At 65.4% G+C, this 15,834-nt stretch carries 14 protein-coding genes and 1 tRNA gene; 10 read left to right on the top strand and 5 right to left on the bottom strand.

All coding sequences use genetic code 11. The features are described 5' to 3' along the window. Positions 1-74: 74 nt before the first annotated feature. The 4 genes from HK353_RS04785 to HK353_RS04770 all read left to right on the top strand — a co-directional run bounded on the left by HK353_RS04785 (position 75) and on the right by HK353_RS04770 (position 4,701). Positions 75-1,289, top strand: a complete 1,215-nt coding sequence (locus HK353_RS04785; RefSeq protein WP_173153086.1) for a metal-dependent hydrolase family protein — start codon at positions 75-77, stop codon at positions 1,287-1,289. Between the two features lie 152 nt (positions 1,290-1,441). Next, the gene (locus HK353_RS04780; protein WP_173153075.1) at positions 1,442-1,945 is read left to right on the top strand and encodes a DedA family protein; all 504 of its coding nucleotides are present in this window, start codon (positions 1,442-1,444) and stop codon (positions 1,943-1,945) included. 195 nt (positions 1,946-2,140) lie between these two features. Then, positions 2,141-3,532, top strand: a complete 1,392-nt coding sequence (locus HK353_RS04775; protein WP_173153073.1) for a sodium:proton antiporter — start codon at positions 2,141-2,143, stop codon at positions 3,530-3,532. Beyond that, positions 3,529-4,701: an MFS transporter gene (locus HK353_RS04770; RefSeq protein WP_173153070.1), complete on the top strand. Its 1,173-nt coding sequence runs from the start codon at positions 3,529-3,531 to the stop codon at positions 4,699-4,701. The genes HK353_RS04775 and HK353_RS04770 overlap by 4 nt, the downstream gene beginning before the upstream one ends. A gap of 83 nt (positions 4,702-4,784) precedes the next feature. On the opposite strand, the gene HK353_RS04765 is transcribed toward HK353_RS04770, so the two are convergent. Next, positions 4,785-4,861: transfer RNA gene (locus tag HK353_RS04765), tRNA-Pro, on the bottom strand. Between the two features lie 230 nt (positions 4,862-5,091). Here HK353_RS04765 and gcvH point away from each other — a divergent pair. Genes gcvH through HK353_RS04745 form a run of 4 tightly spaced genes read left to right on the top strand, consistent with a single transcriptional unit; the run spans position 5,092 to position 8,560 of the window. Next, positions 5,092-5,496 (top strand): glycine cleavage system protein GcvH, encoded by a 405-nt coding sequence (gene gcvH / locus HK353_RS04760; RefSeq protein WP_173153067.1) that lies wholly within the window; start codon positions 5,092-5,094, stop codon positions 5,494-5,496. Beyond that, complete coding sequence (locus tag HK353_RS17540) at positions 5,496-6,659, top strand: FHA domain-containing protein (protein WP_173153064.1); 1,164 nt, start codon at positions 5,496-5,498, stop codon at positions 6,657-6,659. The genes gcvH and HK353_RS17540 overlap by 1 nt, the downstream gene beginning before the upstream one ends. A gap of 10 nt (positions 6,660-6,669) precedes the next feature. Beyond that, entirely contained in the window at positions 6,670-7,155 is a 486-nt protein-coding gene (locus tag HK353_RS04750; protein WP_173153061.1) for a bifunctional nuclease family protein, read from the top strand. A 10-nt stretch (positions 7,156-7,165) separates the two neighbouring features. Continuing rightward, a complete protein-coding gene (locus HK353_RS04745; protein ID WP_173153058.1) occupies positions 7,166-8,560 on the top strand; it encodes a class II 3-deoxy-7-phosphoheptulonate synthase in 1,395 nt (464 codons plus the stop codon). A gap of 151 nt (positions 8,561-8,711) precedes the next feature. Here HK353_RS04745 and HK353_RS17410 read toward each other — a convergent pair whose 3' ends face one another. Then, the gene (locus tag HK353_RS17410) at positions 8,712-10,976 is read right to left on the bottom strand and encodes a protein kinase domain-containing protein (RefSeq protein ID WP_173153055.1); all 2,265 of its coding nucleotides are present in this window, start codon (positions 10,974-10,976) and stop codon (positions 8,712-8,714) included. Further along, positions 10,973-12,112 (bottom strand): lytic transglycosylase, encoded by a 1,140-nt coding sequence (locus HK353_RS04735; protein WP_173153052.1) that lies wholly within the window; start codon positions 12,110-12,112, stop codon positions 10,973-10,975. The genes HK353_RS17410 and HK353_RS04735 overlap by 4 nt, the downstream gene beginning before the upstream one ends. A 129-nt stretch (positions 12,113-12,241) precedes the next feature. On the opposite strand from HK353_RS04735, the gene HK353_RS04730 reads away from it, so the two are divergent. Next, positions 12,242-12,592 (top strand): Rv2175c family DNA-binding protein, encoded by a 351-nt coding sequence (locus HK353_RS04730; protein ID WP_101546273.1) that lies wholly within the window; start codon positions 12,242-12,244, stop codon positions 12,590-12,592. A 101-nt stretch (positions 12,593-12,693) separates the two neighbouring features. Here HK353_RS04730 and HK353_RS04725 read toward each other — a convergent pair whose 3' ends face one another. Together HK353_RS04725 and HK353_RS04720 are read right to left on the bottom strand one after the other, a co-directional pair. After that, positions 12,694-13,974: a polyprenyl synthetase family protein gene (locus HK353_RS04725; RefSeq protein WP_245395771.1), complete on the bottom strand. Its 1,281-nt coding sequence runs from the start codon at positions 13,972-13,974 to the stop codon at positions 12,694-12,696. Beyond that, entirely contained in the window at positions 13,971-14,516 is a 546-nt protein-coding gene (locus HK353_RS04720; protein WP_245395770.1) for a hypothetical protein, read from the bottom strand. The genes HK353_RS04725 and HK353_RS04720 overlap by 4 nt, the downstream gene beginning before the upstream one ends. 60 nt (positions 14,517-14,576) lie before the next feature. Between HK353_RS04720 and dinB the strand changes: the two genes are divergently transcribed. Next, entirely contained in the window at positions 14,577-15,812 is a 1,236-nt protein-coding gene (gene dinB / locus HK353_RS04715) for a DNA polymerase IV (RefSeq protein ID WP_173153049.1), read from the top strand. The last annotated feature ends 22 nt before the right edge of the window (positions 15,813-15,834 follow it).

Raw genomic sequence — 15,834 nt, 5'->3', positions numbered from 1 at the left:
AGCGTCCGTGATAGATGTGAGGAGCCGACCGTCCACGGTCGTCCAGATAATTTTCAACGATGAGGAGCACGCCCATGGTCACAGTTCTCACCCAGGCTACGGTCTTCGACGGAACCCGCTTCCTGCCCGGCACCCGCGACGTCGTCATTGACGACGGACGGATCGCCTCGGTGGCGGAAGGAGGGCAGGGTTCGCACAACGCAGGTGACGACTACGTGGACTGCACGGGGAGGACGATCATCCCCGGAGTCATCGACTGCCACGTCCATCTCACGAGCAGCGGCGCGGCAGCCACCTCGAACTTCCACGACCCGTTCTCGCTCCAGTTCTTCAACTCCGTGAAGAATATGGAAGCCACCCTCAACGGCGGAGTCACGACCGTGCGCGACGCCGGAGGCACAGACCTCGGTGCGAAGGTCGCCGTGGAGACCGGTGTGGTGCGCGGTCCGCGGCTGACGATCGCCGTCAACATCATGTCCCAGACCGGTGGCCACGGAGACTTCCACCTCGTCTCCGGGGCGGAGTCTCCTTTCCTGGCCCCTCACCCCGGCCGGCCGTCCGGCGTCGCCGACGGACTCGAAGAGGTGCAGAAGAAGACCCGCGAAATGCTGCGAGCCGGGGCCGACCACATCAAGATCTGCTCGACCGGGGGAGTGCTCTCCCCACGCGACGATCCGCGTCACTCCCAGTTCACCGAAGCCGAGATCGCTGTCATCGTCGCCGAGGCGGCCGCCCAAGGTGCGCACGTGATGTCCCACGCGCAGGGCGCACCGGGAATCAAGAACGCCGTCCGCGCCGGGGTGCGTTCGATCGAACACGGCATCTACCTCGACGACGAAGCCATCGACCTCATGTGTGAACACGGCACCTTCCTCGTCCCGACACTGCAGGCCCCGCAGGCCGTCATCAAGGCCGCCGACGCCGGGGCCGGACTGCCCGCCTCCGTCGTCGACAAGGCCCGTCGCGTCGTCGACGCCCATCAGGAGTCGATCGGCCGGGCCCACGCAGCAGGAGTCCCGATCGCGCTGGGCACCGATGCCGGAGTCGGACCGCACGGGGAGAACCTCGAAGAGATCAGCCTGCTGGCCGAGGTGGGACTGTCCACGACGGAGGCGCTCGCCGCCGGAACCTCCGTGGCCGCCCGCCTGCTCGATGACGATCGGGTCGGCCGAATCAGCGAGGGCGGACTGGCCGACCTCGTCGTCGTGGACGGCGACCTGCGCACCGCCGACGTCCGTGGAATCGAGGACCGGGTCAACTCGGTCTACCTCGACGGTGGGCTCGTCTGAGCGGTTCACCGCCTCGGTGGGTGAGATCGGTCTCGACCGGCCGCTCTGTGAGGGAAACCTAACCTAACGGGGCTATGATGATCGAGACCGATCCGTGAAGCCGCAGTGCGTCCGCGCAGCGGAACGCCCAGAGAGAGGAGTGCGCCGCACCGATGAATCCGCTCGACTGGTCGTTTCCGATCGCAGTGACATGGCTGATCATGTTCGGCATCATCGTCGTCCGCGCCGGCGGCACCTTCGCCCTCGGCCGTTTCGCCCGCAAGGGAATCCGCAAGTTCCACCGAGTCGAGAAGATCATGGCCGGACCCAAATACCGCCGCGCCGAGGACACCATCGACCGCTTCGGGGCACCCGTCGTGGCCCTGAGCTTCCTCACCGTCGGGCTGCAGACCGTGGTCAACCTCGCTGCCGGAACCACGGGGATGCGCTACCGCCGCTACCTCCCGGCGCTCGCCGTCGGCGGATCGCTGTGGGCGCTCATCTATTCGACCGTCGGGTTCCTCGGCTTCAAGGCGGTGGCCAAGGCCTACCAAGCCGAACCGGGGCTGACCGTCGGGCTCGGCCTCGTCTTCATCGTCGCGATCGGCGGTCTGCTCATCGGACTGCGCAAGGATCACACCCCCACCGAGGAATCGGCCTCCGCCTCGGCGAACTGAACGGCATCCCTGCCGACCTGCCGGCCGCCTCGGTGAACTCAACGAACATCGCCCACGGTTCTCTGTGTCCATGCGGCAAGCTGCGTCTGTGTGGCAGACCGTGGTCCGGTGCGCCGTACGAGTTCAGTAGAGTAAGACAGCGTCAACGTCGACTGGACGAGTCTGCTCGTCGACACTGAATAAAGGAGTCCCCGGATGGTCGTGGCCTGGTGGAGCATCATTCCGTTCGTGCTGCTGCTCGGGTGCATCGCGGTGCTCCCGCTCATTCCGGCCACGGAGAAGATCTGGGATCGCAACCTCGTCAAGCTCATCGTCGCGCTCATCCTCGGTGTGCCGATCGCCGTGTGGTTCCTGCTCCGCGGAGAGTCGACGACCGTCATCCACGCGCTGCTCGAGTACTTCCAATTCATCATCCTCATCGGCAGCCTCTTCGTCGCCTCGGGCGGCATCTTCCTCGTCGGCGACATCAAGGCGACTCCGCGGAACAATACGATCTTCCTCGCCGTCGGCGGTGTGCTCGCCTCATTCATCGGCACCACGGGTGCGGCGATGCTGCTCATCCGCCCGATCCTCAACACGAATCAGGACCGCAAGCACCGCACCCACACCGTCATCTATACGATCTTCATCGTCGCGAACTGCGGCGGTCTGCTCACACCGCTGGGCGATCCGCCGCTGTTCCTCGGAATGCTGCGCGGAGTGCCCTTCGAGTGGACGTTCGGGCTCTGGCCGTACTGGCTGTTCGTCAACGCCCTGCTGCTCATCAGCTACTTCGCACTCGATAAGAAGATGTACGCCAAGGAGCCGGCCGAGGCGCTGGCCAAGGATGCCGAGCATGCGACGAAACTCGGCCTGCGCGGTGCCAGCGGTCTGCTGTTCCTCGCGATCATCATCGTGGCCGTCGCGTTCATCCCCTCGGTCGACATGCATGCGATCGAGACAGGACATGCGAGCGCCTCGGACTTCGTGCCGTGGCGTGAGCTCGTCATGCTCGTCTCCGCGGTGACGTCATTCCTGGTCGGTGACCGCGGTGCCCGGTTCAACCTCAACAAGTTCACCTGGACGCCGATCCTCGAGGTGGGGTCGCTCTTCATCGGCATCTTCCTCACGATGATGCCGGCCCTGCAGTACCTCGGACAGATCGCCCACAAGATCCCGCTGGGCGAGATCTCCCTGTTCATCTTCACCGGCGGTCTCTCCTCCGTGCTCGACAATGCTCCGACCTATGTCACCTTCTTCGAGATGGCCGCGCGGGTGCCGGGCGAACCGAAGGTGGCGGGAGTGCCCGAGACGCTGCTCATCGCGGTCTCGCTCGGCGCCGTCATGGGTGGGGCCATCACCTACATCGGCAACGGACCGAACTTCATGGTCAAGTCCGTCGCAGATTCGGCGAACGTGGCGATGCCGAGCTTCGGCGGCTACGTGTGGTGGTCGCTGCGCCGCCTGGTGCCGATACTCGCCTCGATGGTGCTCATCTTCATGACCGGTTCACTGTGGTGGATTCTGCTCGGAGTCCTGGTCGCGCTCGTGATCCTCGGGCAGGCAGGGCGTGACCTGCGCGCGGCGAAAGTCGTGAAGGCAGAGTGAGGGGCGCGGCCGGGGTCGGCCTCTACTTCACCGGCAACGGCGCCGTCTTCGCCGCCCTCCTGCCGTGGTATCCGCTGCTCGTCGACCGACTCGGACTGAGTTCCTGGCAGTTCGGTCTCGTCGTCGCCTGCTTCGCCGTCGGATCGCTGCTGTCCTCGGCCCTGCCCGCAGCCCTCATCGCCCGATTCGGAGCCCACCGGGTCGTCATCGGAGGGACGGTGATGCTCGGTGTGGCCGCCTCGGCGACGGCGTGGTCGGTCAACGGCGTGATGATGGCGATCTGCCTGCTCCTGTTGGGGTGCTGCGATGCCATCGTCGATGTCGCGCAGAACGTCGTCGGCATCTCCGTCCAGGAACGGGCCGGTCGCACGATCCTGTCGTCGATGCATGCGCTGTGGAGCCTCGGCGGTCTGCTCAGCGGAGCCGCCGCAACCGCGGCCGCCAGCTCCGGTGCCGACATGCGGGCGTGGCTGGGGCTCATCGGCGTCGCCGCCGTGGTCATCACGATCGTTGGGCACCGCCTCATCGGAGACTATGCCTCGCCGAGGCGGGTCGCCGATTCCGATGCCGCACCTGAGGGCCGTAGCGGAGACGGGGCCGTGGGGCGTTCGAAACGGATGGTCCTCTGGGCGGCGCTGCCCTTGGCGATCGTCGCGATCTGCGGTGCCGCGGTCGAGGACATTGCGAACAACTGGGCGGGGCTGGCCGCGGTCGAATTCGCAGGAGTTCCGGCCGCCTCGGCGGGGATCGCTTTCAGCGTCGTCATCGGCAGCCAATGCCTCGGACGATTCAGCGGGGACGTGCTCGTGACGAGGTTCGGGGCCGGCCGGATCGCGGGTTTCGGTGGCGGTCTCATCGCATGCGGCGGAATCGGCGTCATCGCAGCGCAGGAGCCCGTTCTGCTGCTCGTCTCGATGGGAGCGCTCGGATTCGGGTCAGCGACGCTCGTGCCCGGAGCACTGGGAGCGGCCGCTCGTCTGCCCGGGGTCGGGCGTGCAGGGGGAGTGACGCTGGTGAATTGGCTGATGCGGGTGGGGTACCTCGGGACCAGTCCGCTGGTCGGGGTTGTCGCCACCGGAGGGGGACTGCGGTGGGGACTCGGCATCCTCGTGCTCGTCGGCCTCCTGACGGTGGTCTTCGCGAACCGCTTGGACGTCCGTCGGACCTGACGAGTGCGGGAATGAAAAATGTGCCGCTCCTTCGTCTCAGCGAAGTGGCGACACATTCTATTGAAAGCGGGTGATGACCCGGGTGGTCGGGCTAGCGGGATTTGAACCCACGACCTCTTCACCCCCAGTGAAGCGCGCTACCAAGCTGCGCCATAGCCCGTTACCGTACTCCCTCGTGGGCAACGAGAACTAGCTTATACCGATCGGAGGCCAACTGCCAAAACCGCGTTCCGTGACCTTCGAAAAACAGGTATCATCCCAGGTAGATACCGAAGAATCGGGTCCTGCAGATGCCTGACCGGGTGACTCAGTAACATTTCCGTTTCGTGATTGTTATGAAAGTGGCCCAGGCGGCTATGCTTGGTACACCGACAAACTAGAGGAGTCGACATGGCAGATCTGGATTATCCAGTGTCTTTGCGGTACTCGCGCGACCACGAGTGGGTTGCGACCACGGAAGACAACGCAGTAGTCCGTGTGGGTATCACTGATTTCGCCCAGGAACAGCTGGGTGACGTCGTCTATGTCGACCTGCCTGAAACCGGGGATTCGGTCACCGCAGGGGCGTCCTGCGGCGAAGTTGAGAGCACGAAGAGTGTCTCTGACCTGATCGCACCTGTGTCGGGGACCGTCACAGAGGTCAACGACTCACTCGACGATTCACCGGAGACGGTGAACTCGTCTCCCTTCGAAGACGGGTGGATGTATCTCGTCGAACTCAGTGACCCCACACAGCTCGAATCGCTGATGGACAGCGAGGCGTACAAAGAGCTCATTCAGAGCGAGGAGGCGTAATGTCGCAGAACCACGATCAGAATCGTCCGACCCCCTCGCAGCCCTGGTATGACAACGGACAGGTCCCGCAGTCGAAGAAGTTCCCGTTCGGGGCCGGAAACGGCAATGGCGCTGACGAGTCGGCGACTCGGATGAACCCTCAGGTCGACCAGAACGGTCGGGGGAACACACCTCCCTACGGTCAGCAGCCTGCCGACGATGCCCCGCCGGCACCGCAGTACGGCAATGGCCAGAATCACGGCGGCACGCCGCAGGGCGACCAGCAGTACGGCAACGGCCAGCAGTTCGGCGGCACGCCTCAGGGCGGACAGAACTACGGCGGCACGCCCCAGGGCGGCCAGCAGTACGGCAACGGCCAGCAGTTCGGCGGCACCCCGCAGGGCGGACAGAACTATGGTGCGTCGCAGCCGGCGAGTCAGCCGTATGCCGGACAGGGTCAGGGCAGCCAGGGGCAGCCGCAGTATCAGCCTCAGAACTACGGCCAGCAGCAGAGCGGTCAGCCTCAGGGCAGCCAAGGTCAGACGCAGTACGGTTCCAATGGTGCCGGTCAGTTTGCGCAGCCTCAGGGCAGCCAAGGTCAGCAGCAGAACTATCCGCAGCAGGGCGGCCAGCAGCAGTACGGTTCGAACGGGGCCGGCCAGTACGGCCAATTCGATCCCAACCAGCAGCGGGGCAGCCAGCCCGGCCCCGGCCAGTATGGTCAGCCCCAGTCCGGTCAGGCTCAGTCGGGTCAGCCGCAGGGCGCGCCGACCAACGGCGGACAGGGCCCGTCGAACGATTCGGGCAGCCAGCAATTCCAGGGAATCCTGGATCCGCACACCGGCGAGATCCACCCTGTGCCCGACCTCGACGGTCTGCAGGACGCCGATGCTCTGCTCGTCGTCGTCTCCGGACCGGACTCCGGTTCTCAGATCCTGCTCGACACCGATGTGGTCACGGTGGGGCGAAGCCCGAATGCCGACATCTTCCTCGATGACGTCACGGTCTCGCGTAAGCATGCCGAGTTCATCCGCACTCCCAGCGGGTTCACTCTGCGCGACACGGGTTCGCTCAACGGCACCTATGTAGGCCGTCAGCTCATCGATTCCATCGAACTGCAGAACGGAGCCGATGTGCAGATCGGCAAGTTCCGAATGATCTTCCAGCAGCGTCCGCGCTCCTGACCGGGGGATAATGTCAAAAGTCGAAGTCGAGGTTGTCGGCGTCCGCATCGAAATGCCCGCCAACCAACCGATTCTGCTGCTCAAGGCCAGCGAACCTGCTTACTATCTGCCGATCTGGGTCGGTGCGATCGAGGCCAATGCGCTCTCGATCGCGCAGCGGGGACTGACCCCGCCGCGCCCCATGTCACATGCTCTGCTGCTCGACGTCCTCGAGAAGTACGGGGCCGAGCTGCAGGACGTGACGATCACCGGCAAGGACGGTCAGATCTTCCTGGCAGAGCTGCACACGAATGACGGGAAGTCGATCTCCGCGCGCCCTTCGGACGCGGTGACTCTGGCGCTGACAGCCGGCTGCCCCGTGTTCGTCGAAACACAATTGCTTGAAGAGTCCGGAATCGAAGCCCCCGAGGCCGATGAAGAGGAAGTCGCACAGTTCAGGGACTTCCTCGACAATGTCTCTGCCGAGGACTTCGAGACCGGTACCGAAAACCCATGAAAGTGAAACATTGAGTCTCCACACCGATCCGGTCCTGTCCAACAGAGAAATCGCCGCTGCCGGCCACGACAATCTGCGCGGTCTCGACGACTGGCGAGAGATGGATCCGAAGCAGCAGCCGACGTATCTCGACAGTGCTGCGCTCGACGAGGTGCTCACCGATCTGCGCAACTCACCCCCGTTGGTCTTCGCCGGTGAAGCCGATGTGCTCAAGCAGCGGATCGCCGCCGCCTCGCGCGGAGAAGCCTTCGTCCTGGCGGGCGGCGACTGCGCCGAATCCTTCGACGGAGCCCAGGCGGACAAGATCCGGGCCCGCGTGCAGACGGTTCTGCAGATGGCGGCCGTGCTGACCTACGGTGGATCGATGCCCGTGGTGAAGATCGGCCGCATGGCCGGGCAGTTCGCGAAGCCGCGTTCGGCCGATATGGAGACCCGTGACGGAGTCACCCTGCCGTCGTTCCGCGGCGACATCGTCAACGGCTACGAGTTCACCGAGGAATCCCGCCGCCACGATCCGGAACGTCTGCTCAAGGCGTACCACATCTCCGCTTCCACACTGAACCTCATCCGTGCGTTCACCCAGGGTGGCTTCGCCGATCTGCGATTCGTCCACGACTGGAACCGCGGTTTCCTCGCATCGAACCCCGGCTACCAGCGCTACGAGCAGACCGCTGCCGAGATCGACCGTGCCATCCGCTTCATGGATGCCTGCGGAGCCGACTTCGATGCGCTCAAGACCACCGAGTTCTACGCCGCCCACGAGGCGCTGCTGCTCGAATACGAACGTGCACTGACTCGCATCGACTCACGCACCGGTGAAGCCTACGACGTGTCCGGACACTTCCTGTGGATCGGCGAACGCACCCGCGAGATCGACGGCGCCCATGTCGACTTCCTGTCCAAGGTGCGCAACCCCATCGGCGTCAAGCTCGGACCCACTGCCACGGCTGATGACGCCTTGGCCCTGGCCGAGAAACTCGACCCGGACGCCGAGCCCGGCCGCCTGACCTTCGTCACCCGCATGGGTGCCGGTCAGATCGGTGAGTCGCTGCCGGCTCTGCTGTCGGGAATCGGCGACCGTCTGCCGCATGTGACCTGGGTCTGCGACCCGATGCACGGCAACACGATCACCTCGAACACCGGGTACAAGACCCGCCGCTTCGAAGACGTCATGGCCGAGGTCGAAGGATTCTTCAACGCGCACCGCGATGCAGGCACGATCCCCGGTGGACTGCACATCGAACTCACCGGCGATGACGTCACCGAGATCATGGGCGGGGCCACCGAGATTGACGACGAAGGTCTGCGTCGCCGCTACGAGACCCTCGTCGACCCGCGCCTCAACCACGATCAGTCGCTGGAGATGGCGTTCCAGGTCGCCGAGTACCTCACCCGTCGCCAGTAACCGCCACAGCTGACAAAGCCGGGGGCTCCGCAGAATCTCTGCGAGCCCCCGGCTTTGTCGTCTGATCGACGGGAATCATCTTCGCCCGACCGACCCGTCGTACCTGTCCGACTGTCGTGCCTGATCGACCGGCGTGACTGACCGACGAGTCCTATTTGTCTGTGTCGTCGTCCTTCTTGTCGTCAGACTTCTTGTCCTTGGAATCGCTCTTCTCGTCCTTCTTGTCATCCTTCGAGCCGGAGTCTTCTTTCTTCTCCTTGCCCTTGGACACGCGGACGATGATGAGAGAGTTCGCGGGCTTTGCCTCGGTGCTCTTCGGGAACTGCGAGACGACCTTGCCCTTGGGCACGTCGTCGGAGAACACCTCGTCCTTGCCGACGCGGAATCCGCGCTTGGCCAGGGTCGCATAGGCGGCGTCGAAGGTCAGCCCCTCAACGTTGGGAACCGGGATCGGCTCGACGCCCTTGGACACGACGAGATCGATCTTCTCGCCCTTCGACAGCTTGGTTCCGGCCTTCTGCGATGCCGAGATGACGGAGTCCTTGGCGACAGTGTCGCTGTACTTCTCCTCGACTTTGCCGACCTCGAGGTTGACCTTCTTGAGCGCGGCCTCTGCTTCGTCGCGGGTCGTGCCCTCGAGCTTCGGAACCGCGAACTTCTCCTCACCCTTGGACACGACGACCGTGACGGAAGAGTCGGGGGCCAGCTCCGCACCACTGACGGGTTCGGTGCCGATGACAGTCCCGGCGGGAACCTTGTCGTCGAAGACCTCTTTGGGCTCAGCCTTGAGATCGTTGTCCTCCAGCTGCGAGGTGACTTCACCGACGGGTTTACCCGCCAACTCACCGGGAACGATGGATTTCGGTGTCGGCAGGTTCGCCACCACGAACCAGGCGACTAGAGCGAGCACGGCAACCACGGCGACGAGTCCCGTGAGGACACGACGTCGGCGACGTCGGACGGGAGATGCCCCCGCCGAGGCGGCCGCAGAGCCGGCGACCACCGCAGCCTTATCGTTGCGGTCGGAATCCGAATCCTTCGACACCGGTTCGTCGTCGGAGTCCTCTCGATCAGCGGAACCGTCCGAAGCGTCAGAATCAGCTGACTCGGCGGCAGCGCCTGCGGCTTCCGCACCCGTCGTGTCTGCGTCCGAGGATTCCGAGGCGGCACCGGCACCGGCAACCGCGGCACCGGCTACTCCGACTCCGGCCGCAGCGACGGCGGCCGCGCCGTCAGCACGGTCCGTGTGGTCGTCATCGCCACGACCTGAGTCATCGGAGTCGGCGTCATCGTCAGGATCAGAGTCGTCCGATTCGGTACTGTCGACCCCGTCGGCATCGTCGCGGGAAGCTTCTGCGGCAGCCGCCTCGGCGGAGGACTCATCGTCATCGGCATCGTCGGGACCGGCCGCACCAGTGTCTGCCTCGGTGTCGTCCTCTTCGCCTTCGAGATATGGGATCTCGTCGGTGCGGGAGCGCTTCTCCTTCGGCACCTCCTCGCCGAGGTCGATGCTCGCGGTGAGCACGGGGGAGTGCTCACCGGTGGCGATCTGCGGATCTCCGAGGTCGAGCTCGGCCTCGGACATCTCCGCACGCGCTTCCGCCAACGCCAAGCGGAATTCGGCGGCATCGGCAGGTCGGTCCTCGGGGTCCTTCGATGTCGCCCACAGCACGAGCGCGTCCAGGCGCGGACTCAGGCGGGTGACGACGTCCGACGGCGGCGGAACCGTGTCGTGGACGTGACGGTAGGCGACCTGGATCGGGACGTCGTCGGTATACGGCTGGGCACCGGTGAGCATCTCGTAGAACATGATGCCGACCGTGTACAGATCGGTGCGGGCATCTGCTCCGGCCCGGGTGACGAGTTCGGGAGCAACATAGCCGACCGTGCCGATGAGGGTCTTGGTCGTCGTTGCTGTGGTCACGGCACGGGCCAGACCGAAGTCGGCGAGCTTGACCTGACCGTCGGTTCCCAGCAGCACATTGTCGGGTTTGAGGTCGCGGTGGATGATACCGGTCGAGTGCACGGCCTCGAGCGCGGCGAGGATCGCATCGAGGACGACGATCGCCTGTCTGGGAGTGAAGGTTCCGCGGTGCTTGAGCTCGCGGCGCAGCGTCACCGACGGCAGGTATTCCATGACGAGGTAGACGATGTCGCCGTCGCGCGCCTGATCGTGGATGGCCACGAGGTTCGGGTGGGTGAGCCGACCGGCGTTGATGGCCTCCCGGCGGAAGCGTTCGACGAAGGTGTCATCGGAGATGAGGTGCTCATGCATGACCTTGATCGCGATCTCTCGGTCGAGTCGCAGGTCGGTGCCGCGGTAGACCATGGCCATGCCGCCGCGGGCGATCTTGGCATCGATGCGGTAGCGGTCATTGAGCACCGTGCCGATGAGGGGATCTCGGCGGGCGGTCACAGGGCCTCCTCCAAACGCGCACGCTGCAGTTGGACGGCGCGAACGAAGGCCTTCGTCTCCGGCAGCAGTCCGTCGGCGCGAACCGAGCGCAGGTCCTGGTAGTAGCCGGCGATGGCTTCGTTCTCCGATTCGGCGGTTTCGATGAGCCAGCCGAGGATGACGGTGCCGGCGACGATATTGTCCTCGATGTCGAGCAGGTCGAGTCCGCGACCGACGATATCGGACGCCCAGCGACCGGATCGGGGAGTGATCTGCATGATCCCGATCGCGTTGCCGGCCGAGACCGTCGTGTGCTGGAAACCGGATTCGGCAGCGGCGACGGCCTGCATGAGGGCGGGATCGGCACCAAGCTCGACAGCCAGCGAGGCGACGAGCAGCTTCGCCTGCGCCGGGGCCGGATGGCGGCGGTGCAGCAGAGTGTATTTGTTCAGTCGCGCCGCGTGGAGCACCGAGGGGCGGATGCCCTCGACCTGCGCGCTGGCGGCAACGCGGGGGACGTCGCTCGGCGGTTCGGTCGGGGTGCGACGCGGGCGGGCCTTCGACGGACGCAGCAGGAGGAGTTCGCCGACCGTGATGAACGAGTCATCGCCCATGGCGTTGGCCTGCCGCAGGGTCGCCGGCGAGATTCCGTGCCGCGCCGCGATCCCCTGCAGGGTGTCACCCGGGGCGACGACATGCGAAGGGTCATCATCGGGCAGATCGTTCTTCTCCGGCAGGGACAGGACCTGCCCCTGGTGGAGGTTCTGACGCGGCGAGATGCGGTTGAGTTCGGCCAGTGCGGGCACTGAGACCCCGTGTTTGCTGGCCACACCGTAGAGGGTGTCGCCTTGCTTGACTTTGTATGTGCGGCCGCCGTGGGTGACGGGAACGGTGGCACTCGCGGTGCCCGAGATCCACTGTGGACCGGTGCTCGAGGTGGCTGCGTCCTCGTCAGCGGAGCGACGGTCGGATGTGTCCTCGGCACCGTCACCGGACTGATCGTCGGGGGATTCGGTGGTGGGGGCCACCTCGGCGGGGGAGTCGTTTTCGGGGTCGACCCGTTCGGCTCCTGGGATCGGACCGGTCGAATTCACCTTCGATGCGGCGCGGATGTCAGGAGCGGCGGTGACGGGCCTGTGCCGTCGCGGTCGTGTCATCTGTCACCTGTTGACTTCATGTCGAGTGGGGAAGCTACGGTCTCCAGCCTAACGAGTAGCCGGGCCCGACCCGAGCATTCGGCACCGCATGGCGGGGTGTTTCTGCCGAATATTGCTACGCTTGAGGGCGTGAATACCGAAGAACTCGTCCAGGACTGGGCCCCGCTGCCCGACATCGCAGAGCTCACCGGGCTCGGCATCTCCCAGGTGCGGAGGCTGCTCGAAGACGGCGCCATCTGCGGAATCAAGATCGGCAATCCGAAGGTTCTGCGGGTTCCGTTGGCCTTCTTCGTCGACGGCGAGGTCGTCAAACCGCTCAAAGGCACCCTGCACACCCTCTATGACGCCGGATTCGACTACGAAGAAGCCATCGTGTGGCTCTTCACTCATGACGAGTCTCTGCCCGGCCGACCCATCGACCTGCTTCGCTCGGGTAACAAGAAGGAAGTGCGCCGCCGCGCCCAGGCCCTCGCGTTCTGATCTGCGCGGGCTCGAGGAGAGCAGCGCAGCACCCTTGAGGTGAGCAGCGTTTGACGTGGTCAACGCGGGACCCTCGAAGGGAGCAGACCTGCTCGCCGGCCTCAGCTGGAGCGGTAGCTCAGCGCTTTCGCGAATCCCTTGAGTCGCTCCTGTGCGGCCGATCCGATGCGCACCCGCGCCGAGGCGGTCGGCCCTGCCGCTGAACCTGCACCGGCATCGGCTTCTGCCCACGTATCGACGATCGTCGCTGCGTGGGCATGCTTGTCCGCGATGAAGGATTCGACGGCGGCGAGTCCGCCCGAGTCCGTGATCATGTCAACGCTTTCGGCCACCTCGGCGTCGCTGAGATCCGGATCGCCCAACCGCGCGGCGAGGACTTCGAGCTGGTCCGCCGAGATCCGGGCCGCGGTCTCGGCGATGAGCACGGTCCGCTTGCCCTCACGGATATCGTCGCCGGCGGGCTTGCCGGTGGCCTCGGGGTCACCAGCGATTCCGAGCACATCGTCGCGCAGTTGGAACGCCTGTCCGAGGGGCAGACCGAAAGCGGAGATCTCCTGCAGCTGCTGAGCATCCGCTCCGGCCAGGGCCGCGCCGAGGAGGAGCGGCTGTTCGACCGAATACTTCGCGGACTTATAGCTCAGGACCTCCCATGCGCGTTCGGCGATCCGGTTGTCGCCGAGGGGGATGACCTCGGCGAGTACATCGAGGTACTGGCCGACCATGACATCTCGGCGCACGGTTCCGTGCAGCTCGAGGGCCGTGCGGCTGTTGCCCAGGGCCTCCTGCGAACGTTCGAAGAGCTCCTCGCTCAGCGCCAGGCAGATATCGCCGATGATGATGGACGCGGAGACGCCGAAGGACGCGCCGTCGCCGTGGAAGCCGGAGCGCTGATGACGGGCCTCGAACTGTCGGTGCAGGGCCGGCCGGCCGCGACGGGTGTCCGAGTTGTCGATGACATCATCATGGATGAGCGCGGCGGCGTGGAGCAGCTCGAGCGAACCGGCTGCCTGAGCCAGACCCGCGGTGACGTCGGCTGCGGCGCCGGTTGTCCGGTCGGCTGTGGTCCCGTCTGCCTCGCCGGCACGGACGTCACCGCCGGCGAGCTGGAAGCCCCACCACAGCAGGACGGGACGGATCCTCTTGCCGCCGCGGGTGAACTCGATGAGTGCGTCGCCGATCGCTGTCGCATCGGGTGAGATCGCCTCGAACTCGGCAGCCTTCTCAGCGAGGAAGGCCTCCAGCTGGGCGGACACCTCGGCAGCGATGGACTCGGGAGAGTCGAGGGAGTCGACGAGGGTGGGAAGGGTGTCGGCCGAGCCGGGCGCGGTGGACGGGGCGGGCTCAGGGGCGTCGCCGGTCATCCCTGATCTGTGCGAGGTCATGAACCGATGTTTCCGCCGACGGTCACGATCGAATTCGCCTTGTCCTCCGAGTCCTCGGCGACCGTGACGACGAGGACGCTGTCGTTGTCCTTGTGCTTGAAGTTGACCACGCGGGCGCTCTTCGTCTTCACCTCATCGCCGAGGCGTTCGAAGTCCGCCTTGCCGAGCTCCTTCTCGTAGAACTCGAAGATGTCCTTGGCATCGGCCTTCGCCCGAACGACGAGGCTGACCTGTTCGGGCAGTTTCTTGTCCTTGTCGTTGTGAGCTTTCACACTCGACGCCGAGAGCACCTCGGAATCCGGGTACGGCTTGATGTACTCGGGCAGATCCTTCACATCGTTCGATGTATCGGGGTCCGAGCCTGTGGCCTCGGTCGATGCTCGGGCCGAGGCGGTCTCGGACTCGGCCGGGGAAGCGGAGGCAGAGGCCTCCTGAGAAGCCGAAGGGGTCGATTCGGCCGTGTCTCCACCGTTTCCCGAGCAGCCCGCGAGAGCGAGCGCGGCAACGATGGGCAGTGTCATGACAGCGGTGCGCGATACCATGCTTCAAGAGTACCTGGACTGTTCGGCGGAGCCGAAAGTAACAAGCGCGAGGGGCAGGCGATGAGTCGGAAGCAGCTGGCACGATCCGGAGGTGATCTGAGCCGTCTGGGCACGGACGACACCGGTGCCACCATGCTCCACCTCGATATGGACTCGTTCTTCGTCTCCGTCGAGCTGCTCAGTCGCCCGCATCTCGTCGGCCGCCCCGTCATCGTCGGCGGACGCAGTGGTCGCGGAGTCGTCGTCTCGGCCAGCTATGAAGCCCGCGAGTTCGGAGTGCATGCGGCGATGCCGATGTCGCGGGCCATGAACCTGTGCCCCGTCGCCGAGGTGATCCCACCTTCCCACGGCCTGTATTCCTCGTACTCCCGCCAAGTCTTCGATCTCGTCGCCGAAGTCACCCCCGATGTGCGGCAGGTCAGCGTCGACGAAGCCTATATCGACGTCTCCGGAGCCGTGCGCCGGCTCGGCTCCCCGGTGGAGATCACCAGGCAGCTGCGCGCCCAGATCCAGGAGCGCACCGGTCTGAGCGCCTCGGTCGGCATCGCCGTCAGCCGAGTCGTGGCCAAACTCGCCTCGACGAGGGCGAAGCCGAACGGTCAGCTGCTCGTTCCCGCGGCCGCGACCCAGGAGTTCCTCGACCCGATGCCGATCGAAGCACTGCCCGGGGTGGGGGAGAAGACGCAGGAGGGGTTCCTCCGCTATGGAATCCGCCTCATCGGCGACCTCGCCGCAGTCGACGAGGATTGGGCCGCACGCGTCTTCGGCGCGCACGGCCATCAGCTGTGGCGGGCTGCCCACGGTCAGGACTCGTCCGGTTTCGACCACCAGGCCAAGGAACACTCGATCAGTGCGGAGAACACCTTCGGCGAGGACATCTGGGACGTCGCCGTGCTCGAACACGAACTGCTGCGCCTCGCCGACAAGGTCGCCTACCGAGTCCGTGCAGAAGGAAAGGTCGCCACAAGCCTCGGACTGAAGTACCGACTCGGGGATTTCACGACTCTGTCGAGGTCTGTGACTCTGTCGGCGCCGACGGATCTGGCCCGGGAGATGTACGAGGCGCTGCGCCCGGCTCTGCGCAAACTGCGCGAGCAGCGCTCCCAGGGAGTCAGGCTGCTCGGAGTCCGAGCCGCCGGCCTCAGCGATTTCGCCGTCACCGGACGGCAGGCCACCTTGGACGAACCAGTTCATTCCGGACGTGAAGCCGAGGTCGCCCTCGACGAGGTGAGGCGGCGATTCGGCAGCGAAGCGATCTCGCAGGCCTCGCTTCTGCGCAAACGCCCCGAGGCCTGAGATCGGGTGAGCGGGAGCACAG

This window comes from Brevibacterium permense (assembly GCF_013280495.1).
Lineage (GTDB): Bacteria > Actinomycetota > Actinomycetes > Actinomycetales > Brevibacteriaceae > Brevibacterium > Brevibacterium permense.
The sequence above is the reverse complement of the archived record's forward strand: the minus strand, read 5'-3'. Positions and strand labels throughout refer to the sequence as shown.